The sequence below is a fragment of the Rhodoferax sp. BAB1 genome, assembly GCF_013334205.1.
Taxonomy (GTDB): domain Bacteria; phylum Pseudomonadota; class Gammaproteobacteria; order Burkholderiales; family Burkholderiaceae_C; genus Hylemonella.
The window spans coordinates 483314-509484 of the sequence record NZ_CP054424.1 but is presented as its reverse complement, the minus strand read 5'-3'; the positions used below and the strand labels follow the sequence as shown (position 1 = coordinate 509484).

Below are 26171 nucleotides of genomic sequence, written 5' to 3'. Positions count from 1 at the left end.
ATCCGGCCCCCATGCTGGCCGCGACGCTGAGGCAATGGGGTGGCCACGGAGATCTCTGGATCTTCGGCTACGCCTCCCTGATCTGGCGGCCCGACTTCGATTTCGAGGAACGGCGGCCGGCCCATGTGCGCGGCTGGCACCGTGCGCTCAAGATGTGGAGCCGGGTGAACCGCGGCACGCCGGAGCGGCCCGGCCTGGTCTTCGGCCTGCTCACGGGCGGGAGTTGTCATGGTGTGGTGTTCCGGGTGCACCGGCAGCAGGCCCCGGCCGTGCTGGGCACGCTGTGGGAGCGCGAGATGCCCACCGGCGTCTACGACCCGCGCTGGCTGCGCTGCGAAACACCGCACGGCCCCGTTTCGGCCCTGGCTTTCACGCTGTCACGCCGCAGCCCCAACTTCACCGGGGCGCTGAGCCCGGAACAGTATCGCCAGATTTTCGCGCAAGCCATCGGTCGCTATGGCAGTACGCACGACTACGCCCACCAGACCTATGTGAGCCTCAAGGCCCACGGCATCCATGACCGGGCCCTCGAACAGCTGCTGGGGCACGCCCCTGCCCGCCCGGGCAGCTAGCCGCGCACCGAGCGGACTCAGGCCGCGATGCAGCCCGGTGCGTGGTCCACGCGCCGGCTGGCCGCGTTCTTGACCTGCACGATCTCGGCCATGACGGAGACCGCGATCTCGGCCGGCGTGCGTGCACCGATGTCCAGTCCCACTGGCCCGTGCAGGCGGGCCAGCTCCTCGGCGCTGAGATCGAAGTGCTCTGCCAGGCGCTGCTTGCGCGCGTCCTGGTTGCGGCGCGAGCCAAGTGCGCCGACATAAAAGGCGGCGGACTTCAGCGCTTCGAGCAGCGCCATGTCGTCGAGCTTGGGATCGTGCGTGAGCGCCACGATGGCGGTGTGCGCATCGGGCAGCATCTCGCGCACCACATCATCGGGCATGCCCGGCACGCGCAACACGCCGGCGATACCCAGCGTGGCTGCGTACTCTTCGCGCGGGTCGCAGACCAGCACCTCGAAGTCGAGCAGGCCGGCCATCTGCGCTACGGCCTGCGAGAGCTGGCCGGCACCGATCAGCAGCAGGCGCCACTTCGGGCCGAAAACCGTGGTCAGACGCTGGTCGTCGAAGCTCATGGACTGGCCGCGCACCGCATCGGCCAGCGTCACCTGGCCCGTGGCCAGGTCCAGCGTGCGCGCCACCAGCCGGTGTTCGGCCGTGCGCGCCAGCAGCTGCTCCACCCAGCCCGCATCCTGCAAGGGCTCCTGCACCAGGCGCAGCGTGCCACCACAGGGCAGGCCGAAACGCGCCGCCTCTTCCTTGTTGACGCCGTAGACGATGAGCGCGGGTTTGGCCGCCGCCGGCTCCCGCACACCGGCCGCCAGGGCCGCCTTGGCGCGCGCGATCAGGTCGTCCTCGACACAACCGCCCGAGACCGAGCCGCTGACCACGCCGTCCTCGCGCACAGCGAGCAGCGCCCCGGGCGGGCGCGGCGCGCTGCCCCAGGTCTGCACCACCGTGACGAGGGAGACGGCGCGGCCGGCGCGCTTCCAGGCCAGCGCATCGGCCAGCACACGCAGATCGAGACTTTCCATCGTGTCGCTCCTCCTCGGTTTCTCCGCCCTCAGGCCGCGCGGATTGCTTCCGATGTCAGCGGCAGCTTGCGCACGCGCTTGCCGGTGGCGGCCGCCACGGCATTCGCGATGGCCGGCACCACCAGGGCGGTGGCCGGCTCGCCGATGCCGCCGGGTTTTTCCTTGCTCGGGACCAGCACGATATCAATTTTCGGCGACTCGTGCATGCGCACCACCGGGTAGTTGTTGTAGTTCGTCTGCTGCACCCGGCCCTTGTCCAGGGTGATCTCCTGCATCAGCGCGGCCGACATGCCGAACACGATACTGGACTGGATCTGCGCCTCCACCGTGTCCGGGTTGACCATGCGGCCCAGGTCGGCGGCCACGGTGACGCGATGCACCTTGACTTCCCCGTTCTTGACCGAGACCTCGGCCACCTGGGCCATATAGGTGTCGTAGCCCTCCATCAGCGCGATGCCCCGCGCACGCCCCTTGGGCAGCGGCTTGCCCCAGCCGGACTTCTCGGCCGCCAGCTTGAGCACGCGGGCAAAACGCGGCTTGTCTTTCAGCAGCGCCATGCGGTACTGGTAGGGGTCCTTGCCAGCGGAGGCGGCCAGCTCGTCCATGAAGCTCTCGTTGGCGAAGGCGTTCATGTTGTGGCTCACGGCGCGCCAGTAACCCACACGCATGCCGCTGTCGTGGATGACCAGGTCGTGCTGGGTATTGGCGATGGTGTAGGGCGCCACCGCCGCCTCGGCCATGAAGGGGTCCAGCGTGTCCTTGGGCAGGCCGAAGGCGCGCTGCGTGATGGACTGCGAGGTGACCTTGTGCTGGAAGGCCACCGGCATGCCCTTGGCGTCCAGGCCGGCCTGCACCTGGTTCAGGCCCAGGGGACGGTAGTAGTCGTGTGTCATGTCGTCCTCGCGTGTCCACAGCAGCTTGACGGGCTTGCCCACGGCCTTGGAGATCTGCGCGGCCTGGATCACGAAGTCCAGCTCCAGGCGGCGGCCGAAACCGCCGCCGAGAAAAGTCGTCTTGAGCGTGACGTCTTCCGGTTTCAGCCCCAGTGCGCCGGCCACGGCGCCGTGCGCCCCCTGCTGGAACTGGGTCGGGCCGATCAGCAGGATCTTGCCGTTCTCGAAGCTGGCCGTGAAGTTCATGGGTTCCAGCGGCGCATGGGCCTGCATGGGCGTGATGTACTCGGCCTTGAGCACCCTGGCCGCACCCTTCATGGCCTCGGCCACATTGCCCATGGGTTTGCCGATGGGCAGCACCTTGCCGCTGTCGGCTGCGGCGCGTGTGCTGGCCAACACGCCATGGTGATCCAGCGCGGCCCCGGTCCCCTCGTCCCACAACACGCTCAGGGCCTGGCGCGCCTTGACCGCATGCCAGTAGCTGTCGGCCACCACGGCCACGCCGTCGCTGATCTGCACCACGTCGATCACACCCGGCATGCCCTTGGCTTTGGAGGCATCGAAGCTCCTGACCTTGCCGCCGATCACCGGGCACTGCTCCAGGCTGGCGTAGACCAAACCCGGCAGCTTGACGTCGATGCCGAACTCGGCCGTGCCGTTGACCTTGGACGGCGTGTCCAGGCGCTTGATGCGCTTGCCCACGATCTTGAAGTCCTTCGGGTCCTTGAGCGCCACCTTCTCGGGCACCGGCAGCTTGGCGGCCGTCGCGGCCAGCGAGCCATAACTCGCCTTCTTGCCCTTAGGGCCCAGCACCATGCCGCGCTCGGCCCTGAGCTTGCTGCGGTCCACCTTCCATTCGTCGGCCGCAGCGGAGATCAGCATCTCGCGCACCTGGGCCCCGCCCACGCGCAGCTTCTCCCAGCCATCACGCACCGAGGTCGAGCCGCCGGTGATCTGCGCGCCCAGCAGGGCGTTGACGTAGACGGCCGCCGGCGGCGCGATGCTGACCTTGATCTGATTGATGTCGACATTGAGCTCCTCGGCGATCAGCATGGGCATGGAGGTGTAGACCCCCTGGCCCATTTCGGAACGCGCCGAGATCAGCGTGATGGTGTTGTCGTCGGCGATGTGCACCCAGGCATTGGGCGTGTAGACGGTGCCGGCCGCCTGGGCCTCGACCTTGGCGCCCGGCAGGGCAAAACCCATCAGCAGGCCGCCAGCGGCCAGCGAGGAGGTCTTCAGGAAATCACGACGGGAAGTCTGGTTCGTTGTCATGGTGTGTCTCCTCAGACAGTCTTGCGCATGGTGGCAGCCGCATCCTTGATGGCAGCCTTGATGCGGGGGTAGGTGCCGCAGCGGCAGATGTTGCCGCTCATGGCGGCGTCGATGTCCGCGTCGCTCGGGTTCTTGTTCTTGGACAGCAGGGCAGCCGCACTCATGAGCTGGCCCGACTGGCAATAGCCGCACTGCGGCACATCGTGCTTGATCCAGGCCTTCTGCAGCGGATGGCTGTTGTTCTTCGAGAGGCTTTCCACCGTGGCCACCTTCTTGCCGGCGACGGACGCGACGGGGGTCTGGCAGGAGCGCACCGGCTGGCCGTTGACGTGCACGGTGCAGGCACCGCACAGGGCCGCGCCGCAGCCGAACTTGGTGCCGCTCAGGCCCAGTTCATCGCGGATCACCCACAGCAGGGGGGTATCGGGCTCGGACCGGGCGGTGACCGCCTTGCCGTTGACGTTCATCGTGGTACTCATCTTCAGGCTCCTCTATATAAGCCGGACATGAAGCGTGCCGGCCGTGTTGGAATGACAGCGTTTCAGCGTAGTCACATGCATCTGCGCCACCATGCGGGTTAGCCCTAGGCCGGCGCGGGATAGTTGCAATTTGCGACAGCGCTGGCCGCTGGCGAGCCTCGATGCCGGGCCTGCCTATACTCTTGTACCTATGTCCTCGATTGCCAATCTCCGCAAAAGCTACGAGCGCGCCGAACTCAGCGAAGACGCCTCGCACGCCGACCCGCTGCAACAGTTCGACCAGTGGCTGCACGAAGCGATCAAGACCGAAATTCCCGAGCCCAACGCCATGACGGTGGCCACCGTGGCCAGCGACCTGCGGCCCTCCACGCGCGTGGTGCTGATCAAGGGCTACGACGCGCGCGGCATCGTCTGGTACAGCAACTATGACAGCCGCAAGGGCCGCGAGCTGGCCGGCAACCCCTTTGCCGCGCTGCAGTTCCACTGGGTGGAGCTGGAGCGCGTGGTGCGCATCGAAGGCCGGGTGGAACAGGTGAGTGCCGAGGAGAGTGACGAATATTTCCAGAGCCGCCCGCTCGATTCACGCATCGGCGCCTGGGCCAGCCCGCAAAGCCAGGTCATCAGCGGCCGCGGCGTGCTGGTGGCCAATGCCGCGAAGTACGCAGCGCAGTTCCTGCTCAAGCCGCCGCGCCCGCCGCACTGGGGTGGCTACCGCCTGGTGCCCGAGCGCTGGGAGTTCTGGCAGGGCCGGCCCAGCCGCCTGCACGACCGGCTGCGTTACACGCAGAGCGGCACGGGCTGGACACGCGAGCGCCTGGCACCCTGAAGCCCAGGCCTCTTAAAGCTTGCCGGCGAGGAACATCACCAGCGGCAAGGTCAGCAGGGCCGCCGCGTTGGAGACGATGACACTGGCCGTCACCAGTTCCTCGGCCACCTCGTAACGCTGCGAGAACAGGAAGACGTTGGCCCCCATGGGTAGGGCCGCCGTCACCACCATCACCACCAGTGGCAGGCCCGAGAGGCCCATGAGCAGACCCAGCCCCGCCACCAGGGCTGGCATCAGCAGGTTCTTCACAAGCGCCAGGCCCAGCGCGCCGCGCAGATGCGGGCCCACCGTGGTACCGGCCAGCGTCACGCCCACCAGCAGCAGGGCCAGCGGACCGAAGGCATTGCCCAGCCACTGCAGGGGACGGTCCACCACCTCGGGGATGGCCCAGCCGGTCTGCGCAAACAGCAGGCCGGCAATGATGGGCAGGGGCACGGGATGGATGACGGCATTGCGCACCGCACTGAGCACGGTGCGCCACATGGCACGCGGCTGAGCCACAGCAGCCTCGCGCGCCACCGCCAGTTCCAGGATTACGGTGCCCGCTGTCAGCAGCACCACGGCATGCAGGGACAGGAGCGCCAGCAGGATGACCAGCCCATCGTCGCCGTAGGCCAGGCCGATGAAGGCAATGCCGATCATCACGGTGTTGCTGAAGGTCGAGGCCAGGGCCAGCACGGCGGCACGCCGGTTGAGCCCCTGCCACAGCAGGTTGACACCGAAGAGGATGAACACGGCCACAAAGTAGGTGGCCAGCGGCAGCAGCTCGAGCTGTTTCACGTCCACCTTGCCCATGGTACGGAACATCAGGGCCGGCGTGAGGACCAGAAAGACGAGGTTGGACAGGTCCTTGACCGAGTCAGCGCGCATCCAGCGCAGGCGACCGGCCACATAACCCAGGGCCACCAGCAGCACGACGGGAACCAGGGCGGAGAAAACAGGATGATTCACTCCACAATCGTAACCCCTCCGAACTGCCGGTCCGGCTGGATCAGAAGCTCAGCTGCACCCCGGCCTTGAGGCTGCGCCCCGGCAAGGGCACCCTCCCCGGCACCGTCTGCGTCAGGATGGACGAGGAGGAGTAGGCCAGGGTGTTGCCGATGTTGTCCAGGCGCGCATACCAAAGCACCGGTGCACCGCCAATCCGGTCACGCCAGTGCAGCGCCGCGTTCCACAGCGTGTAACCCCCGGTGGCGAGCTGGCCGGCAGGCACCCGGTCCTGCCCCGCATGGCTGTCCACCCCCAGGCGGGCCCCCCAGGCCGCGCGGCTCCATGACAGTGATGCGCCCAGGCGATGCGGGGCGATGCGCGGCAGGGGCTGGCCGGTGCTGCTGTTCTCGGCGCGCACAGTGTCGGCGCGCAGGCCCAGGTCCAGCTTGTGCTGTTCGTCCAGCAGGCGCAGATTGCCGCTGGCTTCCGCGCCGGTGAAACGCGCCTGCACCTGGGTGTAGGTGTACTCGGGCGGGGAGGCGCCCAGGTCCGTGCCCTCCAGCGAGATGTAGTTGCTGAAGTGGTGCTGGAAGAGCTGCGCCTTGGCACGGTGCGCACCGCGTTTCCAGGCGGCGCCGATGTCCACGTTGGCCGAACGCTCCTTGCCCAGGTTCGGGTTGCCGATCTCCTCGGCATTCGTCGCCACGTGCTCGCCGTTGGCGTAGAGCTCGTAGTGTCTGGGCGCGCGTTCGTTGAGCGAGAGGTTGGACGTGAGTTGCCACTCGGGCGCCACGTTCCACAAGGCGCCCAGGGCGTAGCTGGCGGGGTTGAAGCTGCGCGAGCCCGGCGTGAAGGCCGCGTTGCCGGTTATGCCGAAGGACTCGACGTTCACCGACTCCAGCCGCGCGCCGGCACTGAGCTTGCCCCAGCCCGTGGCCAGTTCCTCGTGCACAAAGGCCGCGCTGCTGCGCGTGCGGCTGTAGGGGGCGTAGGCCTCGGCGCCGTCGGCGGAGAACCTGCTGTCCTCGAACTGCAGGCCGATCACGCCGTCGAGCGCGCCCAGGCGGGCGTGGCGGGCCTGCAGGCGCAGGTCCTTGCCCCCGGTCCTGAACAGGGTGCCCGGCGTGCCGGCCTCGTATTCGGTGTGCCGGTAATCGTTGCGGCTGAACTGGGCCTTGAGGCTTTGCAGGGGGCCGCCCAGATCACGCAGCTCGCCCTCCAGCGCCAGGCGATTCGAGCGCATGCGGATGGTGACCTCGTCCTCGGCGACGGAGCCGTAGTCGCTGTCGTAGGTGGAGAGGGAGGCGCCGAGGTAACCGCGGTCGAAGAACAGCGTGCCGCCCAGGGCCCCGCCATAGCTGCGGCTGGCCGAGTTGCAGATGCGCCGCGCGGTGGTGGTGACGCCACCCTGCGTGCAATCGATGTCCTTGGGCACAGCCACGTCTTCGGTCTTGCGCGACATGGCGTCCACGTGCAGGCTGTAACGGTGGGTGCCGGCATCCAGCACCACAGCCCCGCCCTGCTCCTTGTTGCCGGTGGCGTAGCCCATGTCAAGCTTGCCGGCGACGCCGCCTTTCTCATCAAACATCGGCTCGCGGTGGATGCGGCCGTCGATCACATTGACCACACCGCCCACGGCGCTGCCGCCGTACTGCAGCACGCCGGGGCCGCGCAGCACTTCCACACGCTCGATCAGCAGCGGGTCCAGGGCCACGGCGTGGTCATAACTGAGACTGGACAGGTCCTGGCTGGCCCCGCCGTTGTTGAGGATGCGGATGCGGTCGCCGTCCATGCCGCGGATCACGGGCCGGCTGGCATTGGGGCCGAAGTAGGTGCTGCTCACACCGGGCAGGCCCTGCAGGGTCTCGCCCAGGGTGGGCTGGCTGCGCAAGAGCAGTTCGGTGCCTGAGAGCTGGTCGGTGGGCGCGATCAGCTCGGTGGTGCCCAGCGGGTTGCCGGTGACCACCACCGGCGCCAGCGTGGCGTTGTCCTGGGCCCAGGCACTGCAGGCCAGCAGGGTCAGCGTCGCCAGCGTGCCGTGGCGGAAAAATTCAGGGGTCTTGTGTTCGTGTTGCATGCTCGTCTCGTTGAATCCAGCAGAAAACACCGCAGGGCCTGGCGGCCAATGCGGCGGATCGGATGAGGAGGTTCAGCGGGACGTCGGGGGTGCGCGCGCGGCAAAGGCGACGCAGGGGCGCGGCTGCAGGGCCTGCAGCACGACCCAGGCCGGCACCAGCGGCAGGGCCAGGGCCGGTGCTGCCAGCGACTGCAGCAGCGGACCGCCCTGACCGAGCTGGTCGTACAGGCGGCACTCGCTCTCATCACTGGCGGGCGCCAGCAGGTGGGCCAGGAGATCCTGTGCGGGCTGGGCCTGCGTGGCCGCGACCGGGGCGTGCCCGGCATGGGCATGCAGCACACCGTGCGCCAGGCCCAGCAACTGCGCCCACAACAGCGCCAGCACGAGCAACACCGTGCCCGGCAGATGCCGCGACGGTGTCTTCAGGTGGGCGTGGGGGTGCAAGGCCATGGATGCAGGATTATTTCACGGGCACGGCGTCGGTGATGCGGTAGTACAGGCCGTACTGGTCGTCATGCAGCACGGCCAGGCGGCCCTGCACCACCAGGGGCTCCATGCCGTACTTGATGGGCGTTTTCGTTTTCACCTCGATCATGCTCTCGGGCCCGCCGGGCAGGCAGAAGGAGCAGGACAGGGGCACCGAACTGAGCAGGAAATGGGTCTGCTTTTCGCCCGGCTCCAGCGGCATCATGAAACCCTGCACCCGTTGCGGCTTGCCATCCAGCGCCAGGATCGCCGGCGGGAACACCGGCAGCACGCGGTTTTTCTCGATGCGGGTCTTCACATTGGTCAGGAAGGACCAGGGCAGCACGTCGGCGCGCTCCTTCAGTGGCGGAATGGGGCTTTGCGCGCTGTGCACGCCGGCGCCGCTGCCGCTCGGTATGCCGCCGGCGATCGGCGGATCCAGCTGGGCCTGGGCCAGCGTTGTGACCAACAAGCTCAGTGCCAACAGTAGATAACGCATGATTTATCTCGAATTCAGGAGTTGTGCCGCGTCCACGCGGTAGGCGCCCAGCGCGGGCAACAAGGCCGCCAGCGCCGCCACGGTCAGAGCCAGGGCCGGTACCCAGAGTTCCGCCCCCAGCCAGAGCCAGCTCGTCATGGGCAGGGATTGCTCAGCCGCCAGGAGATAGCCTAGCAGGCCTGTCAAGAGGTGCCCCCCCAGCAGGCCCAGCCCGGTGGCCAGGCCGGCCAGCCAGAGCGCCTCGCACAGCAGCAGGGCAGCCAGGCGCCGCGGTGGTGCACCCAGCATGCGCAGCAGGGCCAAGTCCTCGCGGCGTTCGCGCACGGCGCTCCACAGCGCGATGAAAACGCTCAAGGCCGCGGTCAGCAGCAGCACGGCGGCAAAGCCCCGCAGCACATCGGCCCCCACGCCCACCAAACGCAGCAGGCGGGTGATCTCCAGCGCCGGTGCGGCCGCCTGCATATTGGTCGTGGTGTTGACATGGCGCGGGAAGGTGGCCGCCGCCAGCGGGCTGCGGTAACGCAGCAGGGCCAGGGTGATCTCGCGCGTTTCCTCCTCATGCGCCGCGTCATGGTCCTTGCCATGGGCCACCTCGTGCACCTCCCACACCGATTCGGTCGCGGTGAGCAGCAGGCGGTCCAGCACGCAGCCGCAGGGGGCCAGCACGCCCACCACCTGGTAAGGATGGGCTGCGTGACCGCCGGCCTCGCTGCTGTCGGCCAGGCCGTGCGCACCAGCGAACGCCTGCCCCGCTTGCAGGCCCGTCACATGTGCCGCCTGGTGGCCCAGCACCACCTCCATGGCCTGTTGCCAGAGCCGGCCCTGCGCGACTTGCGCACCGTAGTGCGCGGGGTAATCGTGCGTGGTACCGACGATGCGAAAACCGCGGTAGCTGTCGCCCAGGCTCAGCGGAATCAGTTGGGCCACACGCGCGTCGCGCGCCAGGGCCTGCACCTCGCGCAGCGGGATGTTGCCCGGCGGCACGTCCAGATGGAAGACACCGGAGAGGATGAGCTGCAGCGGGCTGCCCTTGGCGCCGACCACGACGTCGATGCCGGCCAGGTCGCGCTCGAAAGCACGGTCGAGCTGCGCGCGCGTGAGCAGCACCAGGGTGATGGCCGCCAGCCCCAGGCTGAGCAGCAGCAGGTTGAGCACGGTGGCCAGCGGCCGTGCCCACAGGTAGCGCCAGGCCAGGGCCAGGGTCTTCATGCCGGCACCTCGCGGAACGCATCGAGGTCCAGCACCTGAGCCTGGGACAAGGCCGCCACCACGCGCGCGTCATGCGTGGCGATCACCAGCGTGGCACCGCAACGCTGCGCCGTGCCCTGCAGCAGGGCCAGCGCTTCCTGCGCGGCCACATCGTCCAGGCTGGCCGTCGGTTCGTCGGCCAGGATCACCCGGGGTTGCAGCAGCACGGCACGCGCCAGCGCCACGCGCTGCGCCTGCCCACCGGAGAGCTGCTGCGGCCGCCGCGTCGCAAGTTCACCCACGCCCAAGGCCTGCAAGGCGGCGCTGATGGCGGCCGCATCCGAAGGCAGGCCGGCTGCGAAATACACCAGTTCCAGGTTGCCGGCCACCGTGAGGGCCGCACTGAGGTGCAGCTTTTGAGGCAGAAAACCGACGTGGCGCGCGCGCCAGGCGTCGCGCTGCACCGGCGGGAGCGCGCCCAGGGACTGGCCGGCCACCTCGATCGTGCCGGCACTGGGCGCCATCAGGCCGGCCGCCAGCGCCAGCCAACTGGACTTGCCGCTGCCCGAGCGACCGCGCAGCAGCAGCACACCGCCCTGCGGCACGGCGATATCGGGGAACGCCAGGCGTGCGCCGCCCGGGTACTGGCAGGCGAGGTCCCGGCCAAGAATCATGGCTTGAGCAGTTCGCTGAACTGCTTGCGGAACTTGGCCACCTTGGGGCCCACCACATGGGCGCAATAACCCTGGTTCGGGTGCTGCGCGTAGTAGTCCTGGTGGTAGGCCTCGGCCGGCCAGTAGTTGGCCAGGGGCAGCACCTCGGTGACGATGGGCCCGTTGAAGATCGCCCCCTGCTCAAGCTCGGCGATCATCAGGCGGGCCTCCTGCTCCTGTTCGGGTGTCGTGTAGTACACGGCACTGCGGTACTGGGTCCCCACATCGTTCCCCTGGCGATTCAGCGAGGTCGGGTCATGGGTGGCAAAGAAGATGCCGAGCAGCTGGCGCACGCTCACCTGCGAGGGGTCATACACCAGGCGCACCACCTCGTTGTGGCCGGTGTTGCCGCTGCAGACCTGCTCGTAGCTGGGTTGCACCACCTGGCCGTTGCTGTAACCGCTTTCGACGTCGATCACGCCGCGCACCCGGTCGAACACCGCTTCGGTGCACCAGAAACAGCCGCCGCCTAGGACGAGAATGGGATGATCGTGCGACATGGGGCTTCCTGGGAACGGGGGAACTGCATCTTAATCAGAGCCGGACCGCCACGGCTTTACTCCGGCTTTACCCGTTTCCGGGGCTTGCCTCACATGGCAAGGGCAGGATGCAGCTTGACGGACCCGGGGCTGCGGGATTACATTAATAACCCATCAGTCATTAGCAATATGATCAGCAAACTCCTCACCGACACCTGCGCCAAGGTGCAGGCCAAACGCGAACGCCGCAAGGAAGCCCGCCCGGGCGAGTTGCTGGCGGCCGCGCTGGAACTCTTCGTCGAGAAGGGCTATGCCGCGACGCGCTCCGAGGAAGTGGCGCGGCGCGCCGGTGTTTCCAAGGGCACGCTGTTCCTCTACTTCAGCAGCAAGGAAGAACTGTTCAAGGCCGTGGTGCGCGAGAACATCGCCGGGCGCTTCGCCGAGTGGAACGCCGAGTTCGAAGCCTTCGCCGGCAGCACCGCGGAGATGCTGCGTTACGCCATGCTGATGTGGTGGCAGCGCGTGGGCAATACGCCGGCGGCTGGCATCACCAAGCTCATGATGAGCGAGGCCAGCAACTTCCCCGAGCTGGCCGCCTTCTACCAGCAGGAAGTCATCGAGCCCGGCCACGAGCTGGTGCGGCGCATCCTCAAGCGCGGCGTGGACCGCGGCGAGTTCCGCCCCGTCGACATGGAGCACGCGATCTACATGGTGCTCGCGCCCATGATCTTCCTGATGTCCTGGAAACACTCCTTCGGCGCCTGCGCCTGTCCTTCCACGGTCCTGGACCCCGAAAAATACCTCGAACTGCAGGTGCAGACCCTGCTGTACGGCCTGTGTGCGCCGGCAGCCGGCAGCACCCCCAAGCCCCAAGGAAAGTAGAAAAAGATGAAACGCCAGATCAAATGGGTCCTGGTGGGCCTGGTCGTCACCCTGCTGGCCATCGCCGTGCTGCGGGCCCTGGGTGCACGCAAGGCCCAGCAGGCTGCGCTGACCGAACAGACCGCGCGGGCCACACAGACCGTGATCGAGCTGGCCGCCAGCGACCTGCTGCCGCTGCAGATGCAGGAACTGACGCGTGGCCTGCCGGTCTCGGGCACGCTCAAGGCAGCCAACACGGCCTACGTCAAGGCCCGCGTTCCCGGTGAGCTGCAGGGCCTGAGCGTGCGCGAAGGCGATGCCGTGCAGGCCGGCCAGGTCATCGCCCGCATTGACCCGGCCGAGTACGAGGCCCGCTTGCGCCAGGCCCAGCTGCAGGCCGATGCGGCCAAGGCGCAGATCGATATCGCGCAACGCCAGTACGACAACAACAAGGCCCTGGTCGACCGGGGTTTCATCTCGACCACCGCGCTGGACACCTCGCTGTCCAACCTCAACGCCGCCCGTGCCAACCACGCGGCGGCCCTGGCCGCCGCCGACGTGGCGCGCAAGAGCATGGCAGACACCACGCTCAAGGCGCCCATGAGCGGTTTCGTCTCGCAGCGCCTGGCGCAGCCGGGCGAGCGCGTGGCGCTGGACGCGCGCATCGTCGAGATCGTCGACCTCTCGCGCATGGAAATCGAGGCCGCGCTCAGCGCGGCCGACACCGCGGGTGTGCGTGTGGGCCAGCAGGCCCTGCTGCAGGTCGAGGGCCATGCCCAGCCGGTGCCGGCGCGGGTGGCGCGCATCAACCCCAGCACCCAGGCCGGCAGCCGCAGCGTGCTGGTCTACCTGCAACTCAAGTCCGTGCCCGGCCTGCGCCAGGGCCTGTTCGTGCAGGGCACGCTGGGCACCGAGAAGCTCAAGACCCTGGCCGTGCCGCTGCAGGCCGTGCGCAGCGACAAGCCCCAGCCCTACATCCAGGTGGTCGAGAACCAGCAGGTGCGCCATGTCAGCGTCACGCTGGGCGCGCGCGGCCAGGCCGGCGGGCAGGACATGGTGGCCATCAGCGGATTGCCCGCAGGCAGCCTGGTGCTGGCCAGCACCGTGGGCCCGCTGCAGGAGGGCACGGCCGTGCGCACCACTCCTGCCGCCCCGGCAGTGCAAGGACGCTGAGCCATGTGGTTCACCCGCGTCAGTCTCCAGAACCCGGTTTTCGCCACCATGGTCATGCTGGCCTTCGTGGTGCTGGGCCTGTTTTCCTACCAGCGCCTGCAGGTCGACCAGTTCCCCAATGTGGACTTCCCCGTGGTGGTGGTCAGCACGACTTACCCGGGCGCCTCGCCCGAGATCGTCGAGAGCGAGGTCACCAAGAAGATCGAGGAAGGCGTCAATTCGATTGCCGGCATCAATGCCCTGACCTCGCGCAGCTACGAAAACCAGTCGGTGGTCATCATCGAATTCCAGCTGCACATCGACGGCCGCAAGGCAGCCGAGGACGTGCGCGAGAAGGTCGCCGCCATCCGCCCCAACCTGCGTGACGAAGTCGAGGAACCGCGGGTGCTGCGCTTCGACCCGGCCAGCCGCGCCATCTGGTCGCTGGCCGTCTTGCCCGACGCCGGTGCGGCCAAGGCGCCCAGCGCGGTGGAGCTGACCAGCTGGGCCGACCAGGTGCTCAAGAAGCGGCTGGAGAACGTGCGCGGCGTCGGCGCCGTGAACCTGGTGGGCGCCACCAAACGCGAGATCAACATCTACCTGCGCCCCGAGGCGCTTGAAGCCTACGGCATCACACCCGAGCAGGTGGTGGCCGCGGTGAAAAGCGAGAACCAGGACCTGCCCGTGGGCGCCGTGCGCTCCAGCAGCCAGGAACTGGCCGTGCAGATCGATGCGCGCATGCAGCGCCCCGAGGACTTCGGCCGCATCATCGTGGCGCGCAAGGGCAGCACGCCCATCCGCCTGGCCCAGCTGGCCACGGTGCAGGACGGCCCGCAGGAGATCGAGACCCTGGCGCTGCACAACGGCCAGCGCACGCTGCTGATGTCGGTGCAGAAGGCGCAGGACGAAAACACCATCGCCGTCATCGACGGGCTGATGCGCACCGTGACCGAGCTCAAGAACCAGCTGCCGCCGGGCGTGCGGCTGGAGCCCATCCAGGACGGCTCACGGCCGATCCGCGTGGCGGTGGACAACGTGCGCCGCACCCTGATCGAGGGTGCCCTGCTGACCGTGCTGATTGTCTTCCTGTTCCTCAATTCCTGGCGCTCCACCGTCATCACCGGCCTGACGCTGCCGATCTCGCTGATCGGCACCTTTCTTTTCATGTACTGGTTCGGCTTCACGATCAACATGATCACGCTGATGGCGCTCTCGCTCTGCGTGGGCCTGCTGATCGACGATGCCATCGTGGTGCGCGAGAACATCGTGCGCCACGTGCAGATGGGGAAAAAGTCCTACGACGCCTCGCTGGACGGCACCCAGGAGATCGGCCTGGCCGTGCTGGCCACCACCTTCTCCATCGTGGCGGTGTTCATGCCCATCGGTTTCATGGGCGGCATCATCGGCAAGTTCTTCCACGAGTTCGGCATCACCATCGTGGCGGCGGTGCTGATCTCCATGTTCGTGAGCTTCACGCTCGACCCCATGCTCTCCAGCATCTGGCACGACCCCAGCATCCACGCGCACGGCCAGAAGACCGAACCGGTCACCTTCTACGACAAGACCATCGGCCGCGTCACCGGCTGGTTCGACCACGCCACCGACAGCCTGGCCGAGGCCTACCAGGGCATCCTGCGCTGGTCGCTGGTGCACAAGCTCACCACGCTGGCCATCGCCTTCGCGATCTTCGTGCTGAGCATCTTCATGGTGCCGCTGCTCGGGACCGAATTCGTGCCCAAGGCCGATTTCTCCGAGACCAGTGTCACCTTCTACACCCCGGTGGGCTCGTCCATCGAAGCCACCGAGACCAAGGCGCGCCAGGTGCAGGACATCCTGCGTGAGTTTCCCGAGGTGCGCTATTCGCTGGCCACGATCAACACCGGCAATGCACTGGGCAAGAACTACGCCAACATCTACGTGCGCCTGATCGACCGCAAGGAGCGCAGCCGCAACGTGGACCAGATCTCGGCGCTGCTGCGCGAGCGCCTGCAACGGGTGCCGGGCATCACCGTCACGCACGCCGGCCTGCTCGATGCCGTGGGCGGCCAGAAGCAGATCGAGTTCTCGCTGCAGGGCAACGACCTGCAGGAGCTCGAGCGGCTCAGCGTGCAGGTCATGGACAAGGTGCGCAACATTCCCGGCCTGGTCGACCTCGATTCCAGCGTCAAGCCGGGCAAGCCGACTATCGCCGTGCAGGTCCGGCGCGAGGCCGCGTCCGACCTGGGCCTGAACGTGAACCAGATCGCGTCCTCGCTGCGCACCCTGGTGGCCGGCCAGACCGTGGGCAACTGGCGCGCCAGCGACGACCAGACCTACGACGTCAACGTGCGCCTGGCGCCCGAGGCCCGCAACAGCATGGGCGACCTGGAACGCCTGCCCTTTGCGCTGGGCAGCAATGCCGACGGCAGCTCGCGTGTGATCCGCCTGAACCAGGTGGCCGCGCTGGTCGAGGACACCGGCTCCAACCAGATCAACCGGCGCGACCTGATGCGCGAGGTGGCCATCAACGCCAACGTCTACAACCGCTCGGCCGGCGAGATCTCGACCGACATCCGCAAGGCACTGGACAGCATCACCTTCCCGCCGGGTTATCGCTACCAGTTCGGCGGCTCGACCAAGAACATGCAGGAGTCCTTCGGCTACGCCATCTCCGCCCTGGCCATGGCCATCATCTTCATCTACATGATCCTGGCCAGCCAGTTCAAGAGCTTCTTCCAGCCCCTGGCGCTGATGACCTCGCTGCCACTCACGCTGATCGGCGTGGTGCTGGCCTTGCTGATGTTCGGCTCCACCCTCTCGATGTTCTCCATCATCGGTGTGGTCATGCTCATGGGCCTGGTGACCAAGAACGCCATCCTGCTGGTGGACTTCGCCATCCGCGCCCGCGAGGAAGGCATGGAGCGGGCCGAGGCCCTGCTGATGGCCGCCAAGGTGCGGCTGCGCCCCATCCTCATGACCACCCTGGCCATGATCTTCGGCATGGTGCCGCTGGCCTTCGCCCTGACCGAGGGCTCGGAGCAGCGCGCCCCCATGGGCCAGGCCGTGATCGGCGGGGTCATCACCTCCTCCCTGCTCACGCTGGTGGTGGTGCCTGTGGTCTACTGTTATATGGACGATTTCAGCCAGTGGCTGGGGCGGCGCTGGCGCGGCGAAAAGTGAGAGACCGCTAAAATTTTCCAGGAATCCCTATAATACCCCGTGGAGTATGTGACATGAACTTCGAACAAGCCCGCTTCAACATGATCGAGCAGCAGATCCGCCCCTGGAACGTGCTCGACGCCGCCGTGCTGGACCTGCTCTCCGTCGTGCGCCGTGAAGACTTCGTGCCTCCGGCCCACAAGTCCCTGGCTTTCGCCGACATGGAACTGCCCCTGGGCTCCGGCGGCGAAGCCGGCCAGTGCATGCTGGCCCCCAAGGTCGAAGCCCGCATGCTGCAGGACCTGGCCGTGCAGAAACACGAGAAGGTGCTGGAGATCGGCACCGGTTCCGGCTACATGGCCGCCCTGCTGGCCCAGCGCGCCCAGCGCGTGGTCTCGCTGGAAATCGAGCCCGCGCTCGTCAGCCTGGCGCGCGCCAATCTGCAGAAGGCCGGCGTCTCCAACGTGGAAGTGCGCCAGGCCGACGGCGCCAAAGGCGTGCCGGTCGACGGCCCTTTCGACGTCATCGTGCTCAGCGGCTCGGTCGCCGATGTGCCGCACAAGCTGCTGGAGCAGCTCAAGACCGGTGGCCGCCTGATGGCCATCGTCGGCGACGCGCCGGTGATGCGCGCCACCCTGATCCAGCGCACCAGCGCCGTGGAATACCTGACCACCCAGGGCTGGGACACGCTGGCGCCGCGCCTGCTGCACTTCCCTGAGCATTCCCGCTTCAACTTCTGAGGCGCCCGCGGGCGAACCCACCATGATCGAACACATCCACCCCGGAGATCTCAAAGACTGGGTCGCGAAGGCCCAGGCCCATGGCCGTCCGCTCGTGCTGGATGTGCGTGAACCGTCCGAACTGCAGCAGGCCAGCCTCAAGCCGGATGCGGCCTACGATCTGGTGCACATCCCCATGGGGGTGATACCGCCGCGCCTGAATGAGCTCGACCCCGCGCGCCCGGTCGCCTGCCTGTGCCACCACGGTGGCCGCAGCATGCGCGTGGCCCAGTTCCTGGAATACCAGGGCTTCAAGCATGTGGCCAACATCAGCGGCGGCATCAACGCCTGGTCCCTGCAGGTCGACACGAGCGTGCCGCGTTACTGATCTTCTGCCTACACCCCGGAGTACCCGTCACCATGAAAACCTACCGCCTCCTGCCCCTGACGCTGGCCATCGGTGCCGCGCTGGCCCTGCCCGTGCGCGCCCAGAGCCTGCTGGAGCTCTATGACGCGGCACGCGGCCATGATGCGGCCTACCAGTCCGCCAAGTCGCAGTACGAGGCCAACCTGGCCAAGGCCGACCAGGCCAAGGCGGCCCTGCTGCCCACGGTGAACCTCACGGCCGGCGCCTCCACCACGCAGCTGCGCACCGAAACCGGCGGCACCACGACCGACCGCAACTTCGACAACCAGAACGTCGGCATCAGCGCCACCCAGCCGCTGTACCGCGCGGCCAACTACGCCAGCTACCAGCAGGGCACGCGCCAGACCGAGCTGGCCGAAGCCCAGCTGCTGGCCGCCGAGCAGGACCTGATCGTGCGCGTGAGCCAGGCCTATTTCGACGTGCTGGCCTCGCAGGACAGCCTGACCTTCGTGCAGGCCCAGAAAACAGCCGTGGCCGAGCAGCTGGCTTCTGCCCGCCGCAACTTCGAAGTCGGCACCGCCACCATCACCGACACGCGCGAAGCCCAGGCGCGCTTCGACCTGGTGACGGCCCAGGAGATCGCCGCCGACAATGACCTGCGCGTCAAGAAGCTGGCACTGAACCAGCTGGTCGGCAAGGCCGACACGGCACCCCATCCGCTGGTGCCGGCCTCCGGCCTGCCGGCGCTGCTGCCCGAGGACATCAACACCTGGGTGCAGCAGGGCCAGGACCAGCACCCGGCCATCCGCCAGGCGCGCATCGCCATGGAAGTGGCCACGCTGGAAACCGACAAGGCCAAGGCCGGCCACAAGCCCACGCTGGACCTGACCGCCAGCCATGTCGCCAACCGCAACGTCGGCGGCTCCGCCACGTCAATCTCGGATTCACGCACCCAGAACACCACCGTGGGCGTGCAATTCGTGCTGCCGCTGTTTGCAGGTTTCGCCACGCAGAACCGCCTCAAGGAAACCCTGGCCCTGGAAGACAAGGCCCGCTCCGATCTGGATGCCGCCCAGCGCAACGTGGCGCAGGGCACGCGCAGCGCCTACTTCGGCGTGGTCTCGGGCCTGGGCCAGGTGAAGGCGCTGGAAGCGGCCGAAACCTCCAGCCAGAGTGCGCTGGACGCCAACAAGCTGGGTTACCAGGTGGGCGTGCGTATCAACATCGATGTGCTGAACTCGCAAAGCCAGCTCTACCAGACCAAACGCGACCTGGCCAAGGCGCGTTACGACGTGCTGGTGGGCGGCCTCAAGCTGCGTCAGGCCAATGGCACGCTCAAGAGCGATGACCTGCAGGGGGTGAACGCCTTGCTGGCACCGGCTGCCACGGCGCCGGCCACCGCCGCTCCTGCCGCTCAGCCCAGGTAAGCCGCCAACGCTGCGCGTGCGCCGGGCCGCAGTGTGCGCGTGCAGAGGGCCCACTCCCGTGCCTGGCACGGCGCACCGGTTTCGGATTCGTGACGAAATATCTATCGGGCCGGCAGCAGCTTGGGCAACTCCAGCGTCATGGAAATGGGGCCTTCCAGGCTGGGCGCCAGCGACGCGCTCCTGGGTGCGACGGAATGCAGCACCAGATCGTCGGTGACCTGGGTGCCCACCGCATACGGTCTGGCTGGTTTGCCATCGACGGAAATCAGCGCGTGGCCCCTGCTCGAAGGTGCTGCCACCACACCCATCAGCTTGAACCGGCTGCTTGCGCTGACCACCGGCATGCCCTGCACGGCTTTGGCGACCACCTGATCGCCGGCCAGGAAACGAGCCACGGCCTGCGGGTCGGTCTGGCTTGAAGCGGAAGCCCCGCCCAGTGCCATCGGACTCGTGGGTGGGGTACCGAGCCACTTCAGCGCCCAGTGCGTCGCACTGGCGGTGGCCACCGCAGCCAACAGGAATGTCGCCAGTCGTAGCCGCCAGAGGCTGATGGAATGGGTCTGCATATAAGCGCTTATACGCCGAATTGCGCGGGATGAACGATCAGCGATGCCTCACGCATGCTTTTCGCCCAAGACGAAAAACCACCGAACCCTGATCGATCGGTGGTCGGGGACTGATCCCACCAGCGCGGTGACTCACCGTCCGCCACGACCTCCACCACCGGCGGGACCACCACCCTGACCCGGGCCCTGGCCCATGCCCCCCCCACCACGGCGGGCAGCCGGTTCAGCCGGCAACGTCACCCCGCGTTCCCGGGCACGTTCCTGCATCTGCTGGTGATGCTGCTGACGGAAGGCCTCGCGTTCCTGTTCCGTCTTCATGTTGCGCATCCGCTGCTGGTACTCATTGCGCTCGGCCTGCGTCATCAACTGGCTGCCATAGATCTGGTCGCGCGTGCGATCCTGCGTCCGGTCCTGGGTTTTGTCCTGCGCCACCACAGTCGTGGCCATCCCGGCGACCGACAGTGCGAGCGCAGCAACCATTGCCCATCCCGGCAAGCTAGATTTGCGTTTCATCATGCTTTCCTCCTGTGTCGCTGGTGGCCGCGGGGGTGCCCATCCTGCGGGCGCTGCAGGCCGCTGCCGAAACGCTGTCCAACCGCGCCATGCGGACCGACGCGCTGGATGCGCTGGTCCTGGTCAGGGAAGGTGCACCCCTGGCAACCGCCTTGTCACAGAAAAAGCGTTTCCCGGGTCTGTTGAGCATGTTTGCCCGCCAGGGCGAGCAGACCGGTGAGCTGCCGGCCATGCTGCAGCGTGCCGCAAGGCAGTTGAGCACCGAGGTCCAACGCCGCTCGATGCAGATGGCGACCATACTGGAGCCCTTGCTGATCGTGGCCATGGGGCTGGTGGTGATGCTGATCGTGCTGGCCGTCCTGCTGCCCATCATCCAGCTGAATCAGCTGGTCGCGTGATGCGTCGCGTCGCGTGATGGGAATCACCCTGTCGTCTATCCCGGCCTGGAACAGCGGCGGCCCCGCTGCCGCAGCTCAGCCCAGGTAGGCGGCCAGCGCCTCGCGCGTGCGCGCGGCGGCACCGCGGTGCGCCTTGGCAAAACGGCTGGCCTCGCGCGCCATGGCCTGCTGGCGCCCGGGCTCGCGCACCAGTGCCAGTGCGCCGGCCACGGCCGATGCCATGTCGGCACAGCGCGTGGCCGCACCGGCTTCCTGCGCCAGGCTGGCCGCCTCGTCGAAATTGAAGGTGTGCGGGCCCATGAAGACCGGGCAGGCACAGGCCGCCGCCTCGATCAGGTTCTGCCCGCCCAGGGGTGCGAAGCTGCCGCCCAGCAGGGCCGCGTCGCTCAGGCCGTAATACAGCGCCATCTCGCCCAGGCTGTCGCCCAGCCAGATGTCGGCCGACATCTCGACCAGGGTCGGCGCACTGCCCCACAGGCTGCGCCGCGCCACGCTGTAGCCCTGGCGCGCGATCAGATCGGCCACCTCGTCGAAACGCTGCGGGTGGCGCGGCACGATCAGCCACTGGATCTCTCGCGCGGCGGGGCCGGCCTGCCGCAGGCACTGCAGCAGTTCCAGCTCCTCGCCCTCACGCGAACTGGCGAACATGATGACCGGGCGACCCAGCGCCGTGCGCCAGGCCTGGCCACGCGCCACCTGAGCGGCATCGGGCGTGGCATCGAACTTCAGATTGCCGAACACGCCCCGCACCGGCGCGCCGACGGCGGCCAGGCGCGTCGCGTCGTCCTGCGTCTGCGCCCACACCGCGGCCAGGCTGCGATAGGCCGGCCGGGACAGCCAGGCCACGCGCAATGCCTGGCGCAGCGATTTTTCGCTCAGGCGTGCATTGGCCAGCACCAGGGGTACACGGGCCGCAGCACAGGCCGCCGCCAGATTGGGCCAGACCTCGGTCTCCAGCAGGATGCCCAGCCGCGGCTTGAAATGGTCCAGGAAACGCGACACGGCCTCGGACGTGTCCCAGGGCAACCAGACCTGCAGGTCCCCCTCGCGCAGCAGGCCGGCGCCCTCGGCACGACCGGTGGCCGTGCCGTGCGTGAGCAGGAGTCGGTAAGCCGGCCACTGTTCGCGCAGCGCGCCCAGCAGCACGGCGGCGGCACGGGTCTCGCCCAGCGAGACCGCATGCACCCAGAGCGTGCGGCCATCGTCCGGCCAGGCCGGTTGGGTGTACCGCCCGAAACGCTCCTCCACCGCCACCAGATAACCCGGCTCCTGGCGGCCGCGGCGCAGCAGCTTGCGCCGCAGCAGGGGCTGCACCAGCCAGACCAGCAGGGAATAGAGATAACGCGCCATCAGGCGGCCCCGCCCGCTGGCTGCACCTGACGCCAGGCGGACCAGACGGCCTCCACCGTGGGCGCGGGCGGCGCATAAACGCAACGCTGGCGCGCGCGGTCGACGGGACCGGTGCGCCAGGCGGTGTCGAAGTTGTACAGCTGCACGTGCGGCAGGTCCAGCGCCACGGCGATGTGGCTCAGCCCGCTGTCCACGCCGATCACACCGGCACAGCTGGCCAGGGCATCGGTCAGGGCGTCGAGCGCCAGGCGCGGCCAGACCACGGCATGGGGCATCTGGCGCGCCAAGGCCTCGCTGCGCTGCTGCTCCTCATTCGTGCCATGCGGCAGGGCCACGTCGTAACCGGCGGCGTCCAGCCGCTGCGCCAGTGCCAGCCAGTGCGTGGCCGGCCACTGCTTGTCGACGCGCGAGGTGCCGTGCACCAGGGCCACGCAGGGACGCGCCGAGAGCATGCCGATCGCTATCTTTTCAGGAGCAATCTCACCCTCCCCCAGATGCGGCTGCAGGCCGAAGATTTCCTGCTGCGGCACGCTGTAACCGAGCGCCCGCGCGCACAGTTCACGCGAGCGTTGCACGGCGTGCACGTGGGGCTCGATGCGGATGGCTCGGTGCGCCACCCAGCGCGTTGGCGCCTCGTAGCCCGAACCCTCGGTGCGGTTGGCCAGGGCATAACGCTGGCCGCCCGGCGCCAGGCGCGCCAGCCAGGCCACCAGGGCCGACTTGGTCAAGCCCTGCAGGTCGATCACGGCGTCGTAGGCCTCGCGCTGCAGCTCGCTCCTGAACGCGGCCCATTCGGCGCGTGTGGTCGCCGCGAAGGGCGCCTTGCGCCAGCGCCGCAGCTCGCAGGGGATGACACGACGCACACCGGCACAGCGCTGCACCAGGGGTGCGAAACCACGCTCCACCACCCAGTCGATCTGGGCCTGCGGCAGCGCGCGCCGGATGTCCTGCACGGCCGGCATGGTGTGCACCACGTCCCCCAGCGAGGAGAGCTTGACGATCAGGATGTTCAAGAGCTGGATCCGTCCCGCTTTAATGCGCGGCTTCGGCAAAAGACGCGTCGGGCTTGACGCTGCGCAGCAGGGCCAGCATCTCGCCTTCGATGCGCTGCAGCGCCTCAGGCGTGTGGCCTTCGAAACGCAGCACCAGCACGGGGGTGGTGTTGGATGCGCGGATCAGGCCGAAGCCGTCCGGCCAGTCCACGCGCACGCCGTCGATGGTGTTGATCTTCGCGGGTGCGGCAAACGATGCCTTGGCCACCAGCTGAGCCACCAGTTGGTGCGGCTCGCCCTCGGCACATTTCACATTGAGCTCGGGGGTGGAGTGGCTGGTGGGCAGTGCGTTGAGCACGGCGCCGGCGTCGGCCGAGCGGCTCAGGATCTCCAGCAGGCGGCAGGCGGCATAGGTGCCGTCGTCGAAACCGAACCAGCGCTCCTTGAAGAAGATGTGGCCGCTCATCTCGCCGCCCAGCGGAGAATCGATCTCCTTCATCCTGGCCTTGATCAGCGAATGGCCGGTCTTGAACATCAGGGGCTGGCCACCCGCGGCTTCAATCGCCGGCGCCAGGCGTTGCGAGCACTTGACGTCATAGACGATGGTGCCGCCGGGCACACGCGACAGCACGTCCTGGGCAAACAGCATCATCTGACGGTCCGGGTAGATGTTGCTGCCGTCCTTGGTGACAATGCCCAGGCGGTCGCCGTCGCCGTCGAAGGCCAGGCCCAGTTCGGCATCGCCGCTCTGGAGCGCGGCGATCACGTCACGCAGGTTCTCGGGCTTGCTCGGGTCCGGATGGTGGTTCGGGAAGGTGCCGTCGACTTCGCTGTGCAGCTCGGTCACCTCGCAGCCCAGGGCACGCAGGATGGCCGGCGCCGTAGCACCCGCCACGCCATTGCCGGAGTCGACCACGATCTTCATGGGGCGCGTCAGCTTGATGTCGCCCACGATGCGATCGCGGTAGGGCGCGTAGACGTTGAGGTTGCGCACGGAGCCGCCGGCCTGCAGGGTCCAGGACTCGGCTTCCATGGTCCGGCGCAGGCCCTGGATTTCCTCGCCGTAGATGGCGCGGCCGGCCAGCACCATCTTGAAGCCGTTGTAGTCGGCCGGGTTGTGGCTGCCCGTGACCTGGATGCCGCTGCTGCACACGGTACTGGCCGCGAAATAAAGCATGGGCGTGGTGACCATGCCCACGTCGATGACCTCGATGCCCGCCTCCATCAGGCCGCGGATCAGCGCGGCACTCAGGGCCGGTCCGCTGAGCCGGCCGTCGCGCCCCACGGCCACCCGCGTTTCGCCAGCCTGGCTCGCAGCGCTGCCGAAAGCGCGCCCCAGGGCCAGGCCCAGGTTTTCATCGAGGGTGGACGGCACGATGCCGCGGATGTCATAGGCCTTGAAGATCGAGGCAGAAACTTGCATGGTGGATCAGGAGCTACGGGACGGGCGCCCCACTCGGAAGGGGGCAGGGCACAGGTGGGCCATTGTAGGCGTCCAGGGGGACGGACGCGATAATGGCGGCTCCTTGCCCCCAGGGGCCTGCCCATGAATTCCGCCCGCAAGACCAAACTCAAGCTCAAGCAGCACAAGCCGCGCAACCCCCTGGTGGCGCCGGCCCTGCAGCGCAAGGCGGGCTCGCACCGCAAGTCGCACAAGAGCGAGCGCCAGGCTCAGCAAAGGGCGCTGAAACGCGAACTGAACGGTTGAGACATATTCACAGCGTTGGCGGCCGCTGCCACCACCAGGCCAGCCAGCCCAGGGCGGCGAAAAAGATGACCAGCTGGCCCGCCGCCATCCAGAGAAAACGCCGGGCCAGCTTCTCGGGCTCGTGGTTGCTGATGAGGTAAAGGCTGGAGGGCGCGCCCTCGACCAGATGCAGCTCGGGCTGGCGCCGCAACTCGCGATGTTTCATCTCCACCTCGCCGCGCGCCAGGCGGCGGGCCAGTTCCCACTCGCGTTCATCGACCTCGCCGTCGTGGTTGAGGTCAAAGCGCTTGAGCAGGCCGGGCCGGTCCTGCTTCCAGCCGGCCAGCAGTTCACGCACATCGGCCCCGGCGTCCAGCCCCTGGTGCGGATGGCGGGTCAGGAAATTGCCAAGCACGTAGATGGAGTCTTGCTGCCGCAAGGTCCATTCCACGTAACGGTAGTCGCCGTTGTTCCAGCGCTTGCAATGCCGTGTCATGATTTCAGCCCCATCCGGGTCGACCAGGCACAGGCCACTGCCATCATCAAGAACAAAACTCGCCTGGCTCTGCGCCTGCTCGACCAGTTCCCATTTATCGTCGCTGGTCTTGTGCTCGACCTGGTAGCGGTACCAGAGACAGGCCGCGCCGCTCAGCGGTGAATGCAGGGGGTTCACATCCAGGGGCCGACCAATACCTTGCAGTTCCACATAACCCTGGGCCGCACTGGCGATGCGCGATGTCGGCATCCCTGTGATCGCATGGCGCCGGCGCAGCGCCACTACCCAGCCCAGCAGGGCCAGCAGCACCATGCCGGCCAGCGCGCCCAGCCAGACCTCGCGCCGTGCGATCTTGAAGCCCACAACCAGCAACATGAACTGCACAAAGGCGATGCCGGCGTGCAGCGAACCCAGTCCGCGGCCGAAAGAAAGATGCCAGGTCATGGCAGACCGCGAACCGCAGCGCTCAGCTCTTGAAGAGCTGGCGCACGTCCACGTCGGCCTTCTCGTGGTCGGCGAACTCGAGCAGCGGGTGGTGCGGGAAGCGGAACAGACGCGCGACCAGGGCATCCGGGAAGGAGTCGACCCGCACATTGTTCAGGTTGACCGACTCGTTGTAGAGCTCGCGCCGGTCGGAGATCAGATTTTCCAGCGAGCTGATGCGCTGCTGCAGCTGCATGAAGTGCTCGTTGGCCTTGAGCTCGGGGTAGGCCTCGGCCACGGCGAAGATCTGGCCCAGGCCGGTGCGCAGGGCACCTTCGGCCCGGCTCAGCGCTGGCACGTCGTGCGCCTCGCGTGCGCTCTGCACGCGGCTGCGCGCCTCGATCACCGACTGCAGGGTGGCCTGCTCGAACTGCTTGTACTGCTTGCAGACCTCGACCAGCTTGGGCAGCTCGTCATGGCGCTGCTTGAGCGACACGTCGATATTGGCCCAGGCCTTGGCCACGTTGTGCTTGAGCTGCACCAGGCCGTTGTAGAGCATGACGACGTACACGCCGACCACCACCACCACACCCCAGAAGATCGCGGAACCGATAGACATGAACTGCCCTCCACTTATGTTGGCAGGTCATAATAAGAGCAGCCACGC

At 67.6% G+C, this 26171-nt stretch carries 26 protein-coding genes and 1 pseudogene; 10 read left to right on the top strand and 17 right to left on the bottom strand.

The window, feature by feature from the left end; genetic code table 11:
- Positions 1-11 precede the first annotated feature (11 nt).
- Positions 12-572 (top strand): gamma-glutamylcyclotransferase, encoded by a 561-nt coding sequence (locus HTY51_RS02510; RefSeq protein WP_174254136.1) that lies wholly within the window; start codon positions 12-14, stop codon positions 570-572.
- Between the two features lie 17 nt (positions 573-589).
- On the opposite strand, the gene HTY51_RS02505 is transcribed toward HTY51_RS02510, so the two are convergent.
- From HTY51_RS02505 to HTY51_RS02495, 3 genes are read right to left on the bottom strand one after another with little or no spacing between them, the layout of a single operon-like run.
- Positions 590-1591 (bottom strand): XdhC family protein, encoded by a 1002-nt coding sequence (locus HTY51_RS02505; protein ID WP_174251251.1) that lies wholly within the window; start codon positions 1589-1591, stop codon positions 590-592.
- 29 nt (positions 1592-1620) lie between these two features.
- Entirely contained in the window at positions 1621-3759 is a 2139-nt protein-coding gene (locus HTY51_RS02500) for a xanthine dehydrogenase family protein molybdopterin-binding subunit (protein ID WP_174251250.1), read from the bottom strand.
- 11 nt (positions 3760-3770) lie between these two features.
- A complete protein-coding gene (locus HTY51_RS02495) occupies positions 3771-4238 on the bottom strand; it encodes a (2Fe-2S)-binding protein (protein WP_174251249.1) in 468 nt (155 codons plus the stop codon).
- Between the two features lie 190 nt (positions 4239-4428).
- On the opposite strand from HTY51_RS02495, the gene pdxH reads away from it, so the two are divergent.
- Positions 4429-5064 (top strand): pyridoxamine 5'-phosphate oxidase, encoded by a 636-nt coding sequence (pdxH, locus tag HTY51_RS02490; protein WP_174251248.1) that lies wholly within the window; start codon positions 4429-4431, stop codon positions 5062-5064.
- Positions 5065-5076: 12 nt separating this feature from the next.
- Here pdxH and HTY51_RS02485 read toward each other — a convergent pair whose 3' ends face one another.
- From HTY51_RS02485 to msrA, 7 genes are all read right to left on the bottom strand, one after another.
- Complete coding sequence (locus HTY51_RS02485; protein WP_174251247.1) at positions 5077-6015, bottom strand: AEC family transporter; 939 nt, start codon at positions 6013-6015, stop codon at positions 5077-5079.
- Between the two features lie 40 nt (positions 6016-6055).
- Positions 6056-8071 carry a TonB-dependent receptor gene (locus HTY51_RS02480; RefSeq protein WP_174251246.1) on the bottom strand — a complete coding sequence of 672 codons (2016 nt, stop codon included), beginning with the start codon at positions 8069-8071 and terminating at the stop codon, positions 6056-6058.
- Between the two features lie 72 nt (positions 8072-8143).
- Positions 8144-8521, bottom strand: a complete 378-nt coding sequence (locus HTY51_RS02475) for a hypothetical protein (RefSeq protein WP_174251245.1) — start codon at positions 8519-8521, stop codon at positions 8144-8146.
- A gap of 10 nt (positions 8522-8531) precedes the next feature.
- Positions 8532-9035 (bottom strand): DUF3299 domain-containing protein, encoded by a 504-nt coding sequence (locus tag HTY51_RS02470; RefSeq protein WP_174251244.1) that lies wholly within the window; start codon positions 9033-9035, stop codon positions 8532-8534.
- Positions 9036-9038: 3 nt separating this feature from the next.
- Positions 9039-10244, bottom strand: a complete 1206-nt coding sequence (locus HTY51_RS02465; RefSeq protein ID WP_174251243.1) for an ABC transporter permease — start codon at positions 10242-10244, stop codon at positions 9039-9041.
- Complete coding sequence (locus tag HTY51_RS02460) at positions 10241-10897, bottom strand: ABC transporter ATP-binding protein (RefSeq protein WP_174251242.1); 657 nt, start codon at positions 10895-10897, stop codon at positions 10241-10243. The genes HTY51_RS02465 and HTY51_RS02460 overlap by 4 nt, the downstream gene beginning before the upstream one ends.
- Entirely contained in the window at positions 10894-11436 is a 543-nt protein-coding gene (gene msrA, locus HTY51_RS02455; RefSeq protein ID WP_174251241.1) for a peptide-methionine (S)-S-oxide reductase MsrA, read from the bottom strand. Before msrA ends, HTY51_RS02460 begins: the two co-directional genes overlap by 4 nt.
- Before the next feature lie 168 nt (positions 11437-11604).
- On the opposite strand from msrA, the gene HTY51_RS02450 reads away from it, so the two are divergent.
- The 6 genes from HTY51_RS02450 to HTY51_RS02425 are packed head-to-tail and all read left to right on the top strand — an operon-like array spanning position 11605 to position 19079.
- Positions 11605-12297, top strand: a complete 693-nt coding sequence (locus tag HTY51_RS02450) for a TetR/AcrR family transcriptional regulator (protein WP_174251240.1) — start codon at positions 11605-11607, stop codon at positions 12295-12297.
- A 6-nt stretch (positions 12298-12303) separates the two neighbouring features.
- A complete protein-coding gene (locus tag HTY51_RS02445; RefSeq protein WP_174251239.1) occupies positions 12304-13449 on the top strand; it encodes an efflux RND transporter periplasmic adaptor subunit in 1146 nt (381 codons plus the stop codon).
- Positions 13450-13452: 3 nt separating this feature from the next.
- Positions 13453-16587: an efflux RND transporter permease subunit gene (locus HTY51_RS02440; RefSeq protein WP_174251238.1), complete on the top strand. Its 3135-nt coding sequence runs from the start codon at positions 13453-13455 to the stop codon at positions 16585-16587.
- A gap of 53 nt (positions 16588-16640) precedes the next feature.
- Positions 16641-17306, top strand: coding sequence for a protein-L-isoaspartate O-methyltransferase (locus tag HTY51_RS02435; RefSeq protein ID WP_174251237.1), 666 nt, complete (start codon positions 16641-16643; stop codon positions 17304-17306).
- Between the two features lie 22 nt (positions 17307-17328).
- Complete coding sequence (locus HTY51_RS02430) at positions 17329-17673, top strand: rhodanese-like domain-containing protein (RefSeq protein ID WP_174251236.1); 345 nt, start codon at positions 17329-17331, stop codon at positions 17671-17673.
- Positions 17674-17705: 32 nt separating this feature from the next.
- Positions 17706-19079, top strand: a complete 1374-nt coding sequence (locus tag HTY51_RS02425) for a TolC family outer membrane protein (protein ID WP_174251235.1) — start codon at positions 17706-17708, stop codon at positions 19077-19079.
- Positions 19080-19180: 101 nt separating this feature from the next.
- Here the strand turns inward: HTY51_RS02425 and HTY51_RS02420 are convergent, their stop codons facing one another.
- Complete coding sequence (locus tag HTY51_RS02420; protein ID WP_174251234.1) at positions 19181-19645, bottom strand: type II secretion system protein N; 465 nt, start codon at positions 19643-19645, stop codon at positions 19181-19183.
- 132 nt (positions 19646-19777) lie between these two features.
- Positions 19778-20161, bottom strand: a complete 384-nt coding sequence (locus HTY51_RS02415) for a hypothetical protein (RefSeq protein ID WP_254606961.1) — start codon at positions 20159-20161, stop codon at positions 19778-19780.
- A 17-nt stretch (positions 20162-20178) separates the two neighbouring features.
- On the opposite strand from HTY51_RS02415, the pseudogene HTY51_RS02410 reads away from it, so the two are divergent.
- Positions 20179-20556, top strand: a pseudogene (locus HTY51_RS02410) (type II secretion system F family protein); the annotation flags it as partial.
- 75 nt (positions 20557-20631) lie between these two features.
- Here the strand turns inward: HTY51_RS02410 and HTY51_RS02405 are convergent.
- Genes HTY51_RS02405 through HTY51_RS02395 form a run of 3 tightly spaced genes read right to left on the bottom strand, consistent with a single transcriptional unit; the run spans position 20632 to position 24321 of the window.
- Positions 20632-21906, bottom strand: coding sequence for a 3-deoxy-D-manno-octulosonic acid transferase (locus HTY51_RS02405; protein WP_174251233.1), 1275 nt, complete (start codon positions 21904-21906; stop codon positions 20632-20634).
- Positions 21906-22919 (bottom strand): lipopolysaccharide heptosyltransferase I, encoded by a 1014-nt coding sequence (waaC, locus tag HTY51_RS02400; protein WP_174251232.1) that lies wholly within the window; start codon positions 22917-22919, stop codon positions 21906-21908. Before waaC ends, HTY51_RS02405 begins: the two co-directional genes overlap by 1 nt.
- Before the next feature lie 19 nt (positions 22920-22938).
- Entirely contained in the window at positions 22939-24321 is a 1383-nt protein-coding gene (locus HTY51_RS02395) for a phosphomannomutase/phosphoglucomutase (RefSeq protein WP_174251231.1), read from the bottom strand.
- Positions 24322-24444: 123 nt separating this feature from the next.
- Here HTY51_RS02395 and HTY51_RS02390 point away from each other — a divergent pair, with 123 nt between their 5' ends.
- On the top strand, positions 24445-24606 hold the full coding sequence (locus tag HTY51_RS02390) for a hypothetical protein (protein ID WP_174251230.1): 162 nt from the start codon (positions 24445-24447) through the stop codon (positions 24604-24606).
- Positions 24607-24613: 7 nt separating this feature from the next.
- Here the strand turns inward: HTY51_RS02390 and HTY51_RS02385 are convergent, their stop codons facing one another.
- Positions 24614-25525: a hypothetical protein gene (locus HTY51_RS02385; protein WP_174251229.1), complete on the bottom strand. Its 912-nt coding sequence runs from the start codon at positions 25523-25525 to the stop codon at positions 24614-24616.
- A 22-nt stretch (positions 25526-25547) separates the two neighbouring features.
- Complete coding sequence (locus HTY51_RS02380) at positions 25548-26123, bottom strand: LemA family protein (RefSeq protein ID WP_174251228.1); 576 nt, start codon at positions 26121-26123, stop codon at positions 25548-25550.
- Positions 26124-26171: the final 48 nt, after the last annotated feature.

Excerpts from the sequence above, each read along its gene's own strand:
- HTY51_RS02510 (WP_174254136.1), top strand. The coding sequence starts at position 12 with ATGCTGGCCGCGACGCTGAGGCAATGGGGTGGCCACGGAGATCTCTGG.
- HTY51_RS02505 (WP_174251251.1), bottom strand. The coding sequence starts at position 1,591 with ATGGAAAGTCTCGATCTGCGTGTGCTGGCCGATGCGCTGGCCTGGAAG.
- HTY51_RS02500 (WP_174251250.1), bottom strand. The coding sequence starts at position 3,759 with ATGACAACGAACCAGACTTCCCGTCGTGATTTCCTGAAGACCTCCTCG.
- HTY51_RS02495 (WP_174251249.1), bottom strand. The coding sequence starts at position 4,238 with ATGAGTACCACGATGAACGTCAACGGCAAGGCGGTCACCGCCCGGTCC.
- pdxH (WP_174251248.1), top strand. The coding sequence starts at position 4,429 with ATGTCCTCGATTGCCAATCTCCGCAAAAGCTACGAGCGCGCCGAACTC.
- HTY51_RS02480 (WP_174251246.1), bottom strand. The coding sequence starts at position 8,071 with ATGCAACACGAACACAAGACCCCTGAATTTTTCCGCCACGGCACGCTG.
- HTY51_RS02475 (WP_174251245.1), bottom strand. The coding sequence starts at position 8,521 with ATGGCCTTGCACCCCCACGCCCACCTGAAGACACCGTCGCGGCATCTG.
- HTY51_RS02470 (WP_174251244.1), bottom strand. The coding sequence starts at position 9,035 with ATGCGTTATCTACTGTTGGCACTGAGCTTGTTGGTCACAACGCTGGCC.
- HTY51_RS02465 (WP_174251243.1), bottom strand. The coding sequence starts at position 10,244 with ATGAAGACCCTGGCCCTGGCCTGGCGCTACCTGTGGGCACGGCCGCTG.
- HTY51_RS02460 (WP_174251242.1), bottom strand. The coding sequence starts at position 10,897 with ATGATTCTTGGCCGGGACCTCGCCTGCCAGTACCCGGGCGGCGCACGC.
- msrA (WP_174251241.1), bottom strand. The coding sequence starts at position 11,436 with ATGTCGCACGATCATCCCATTCTCGTCCTAGGCGGCGGCTGTTTCTGG.
- HTY51_RS02450 (WP_174251240.1), top strand. The coding sequence starts at position 11,605 with ATGATCAGCAAACTCCTCACCGACACCTGCGCCAAGGTGCAGGCCAAA.
- HTY51_RS02445 (WP_174251239.1), top strand. The coding sequence starts at position 12,304 with ATGAAACGCCAGATCAAATGGGTCCTGGTGGGCCTGGTCGTCACCCTG.
- HTY51_RS02440 (WP_174251238.1), top strand. The coding sequence starts at position 13,453 with ATGTGGTTCACCCGCGTCAGTCTCCAGAACCCGGTTTTCGCCACCATG.
- HTY51_RS02435 (WP_174251237.1), top strand. The coding sequence starts at position 16,641 with ATGAACTTCGAACAAGCCCGCTTCAACATGATCGAGCAGCAGATCCGC.
- HTY51_RS02430 (WP_174251236.1), top strand. The coding sequence starts at position 17,329 with ATGATCGAACACATCCACCCCGGAGATCTCAAAGACTGGGTCGCGAAG.
- HTY51_RS02425 (WP_174251235.1), top strand. The coding sequence starts at position 17,706 with ATGAAAACCTACCGCCTCCTGCCCCTGACGCTGGCCATCGGTGCCGCG.
- HTY51_RS02420 (WP_174251234.1), bottom strand. The coding sequence starts at position 19,645 with ATGCAGACCCATTCCATCAGCCTCTGGCGGCTACGACTGGCGACATTC.
- HTY51_RS02415 (WP_254606961.1), bottom strand. The coding sequence starts at position 20,161 with ATGATGAAACGCAAATCTAGCTTGCCGGGATGGGCAATGGTTGCTGCG.
- HTY51_RS02405 (WP_174251233.1), bottom strand. The coding sequence starts at position 21,906 with ATGGCGCGTTATCTCTATTCCCTGCTGGTCTGGCTGGTGCAGCCCCTG.
- HTY51_RS02395 (WP_174251231.1), bottom strand. The coding sequence starts at position 24,321 with ATGCAAGTTTCTGCCTCGATCTTCAAGGCCTATGACATCCGCGGCATC.
- HTY51_RS02390 (WP_174251230.1), top strand. The coding sequence starts at position 24,445 with ATGAATTCCGCCCGCAAGACCAAACTCAAGCTCAAGCAGCACAAGCCG.
- HTY51_RS02385 (WP_174251229.1), bottom strand. The coding sequence starts at position 25,525 with ATGACCTGGCATCTTTCTTTCGGCCGCGGACTGGGTTCGCTGCACGCC.
- HTY51_RS02380 (WP_174251228.1), bottom strand. The coding sequence starts at position 26,123 with ATGTCTATCGGTTCCGCGATCTTCTGGGGTGTGGTGGTGGTGGTCGGC.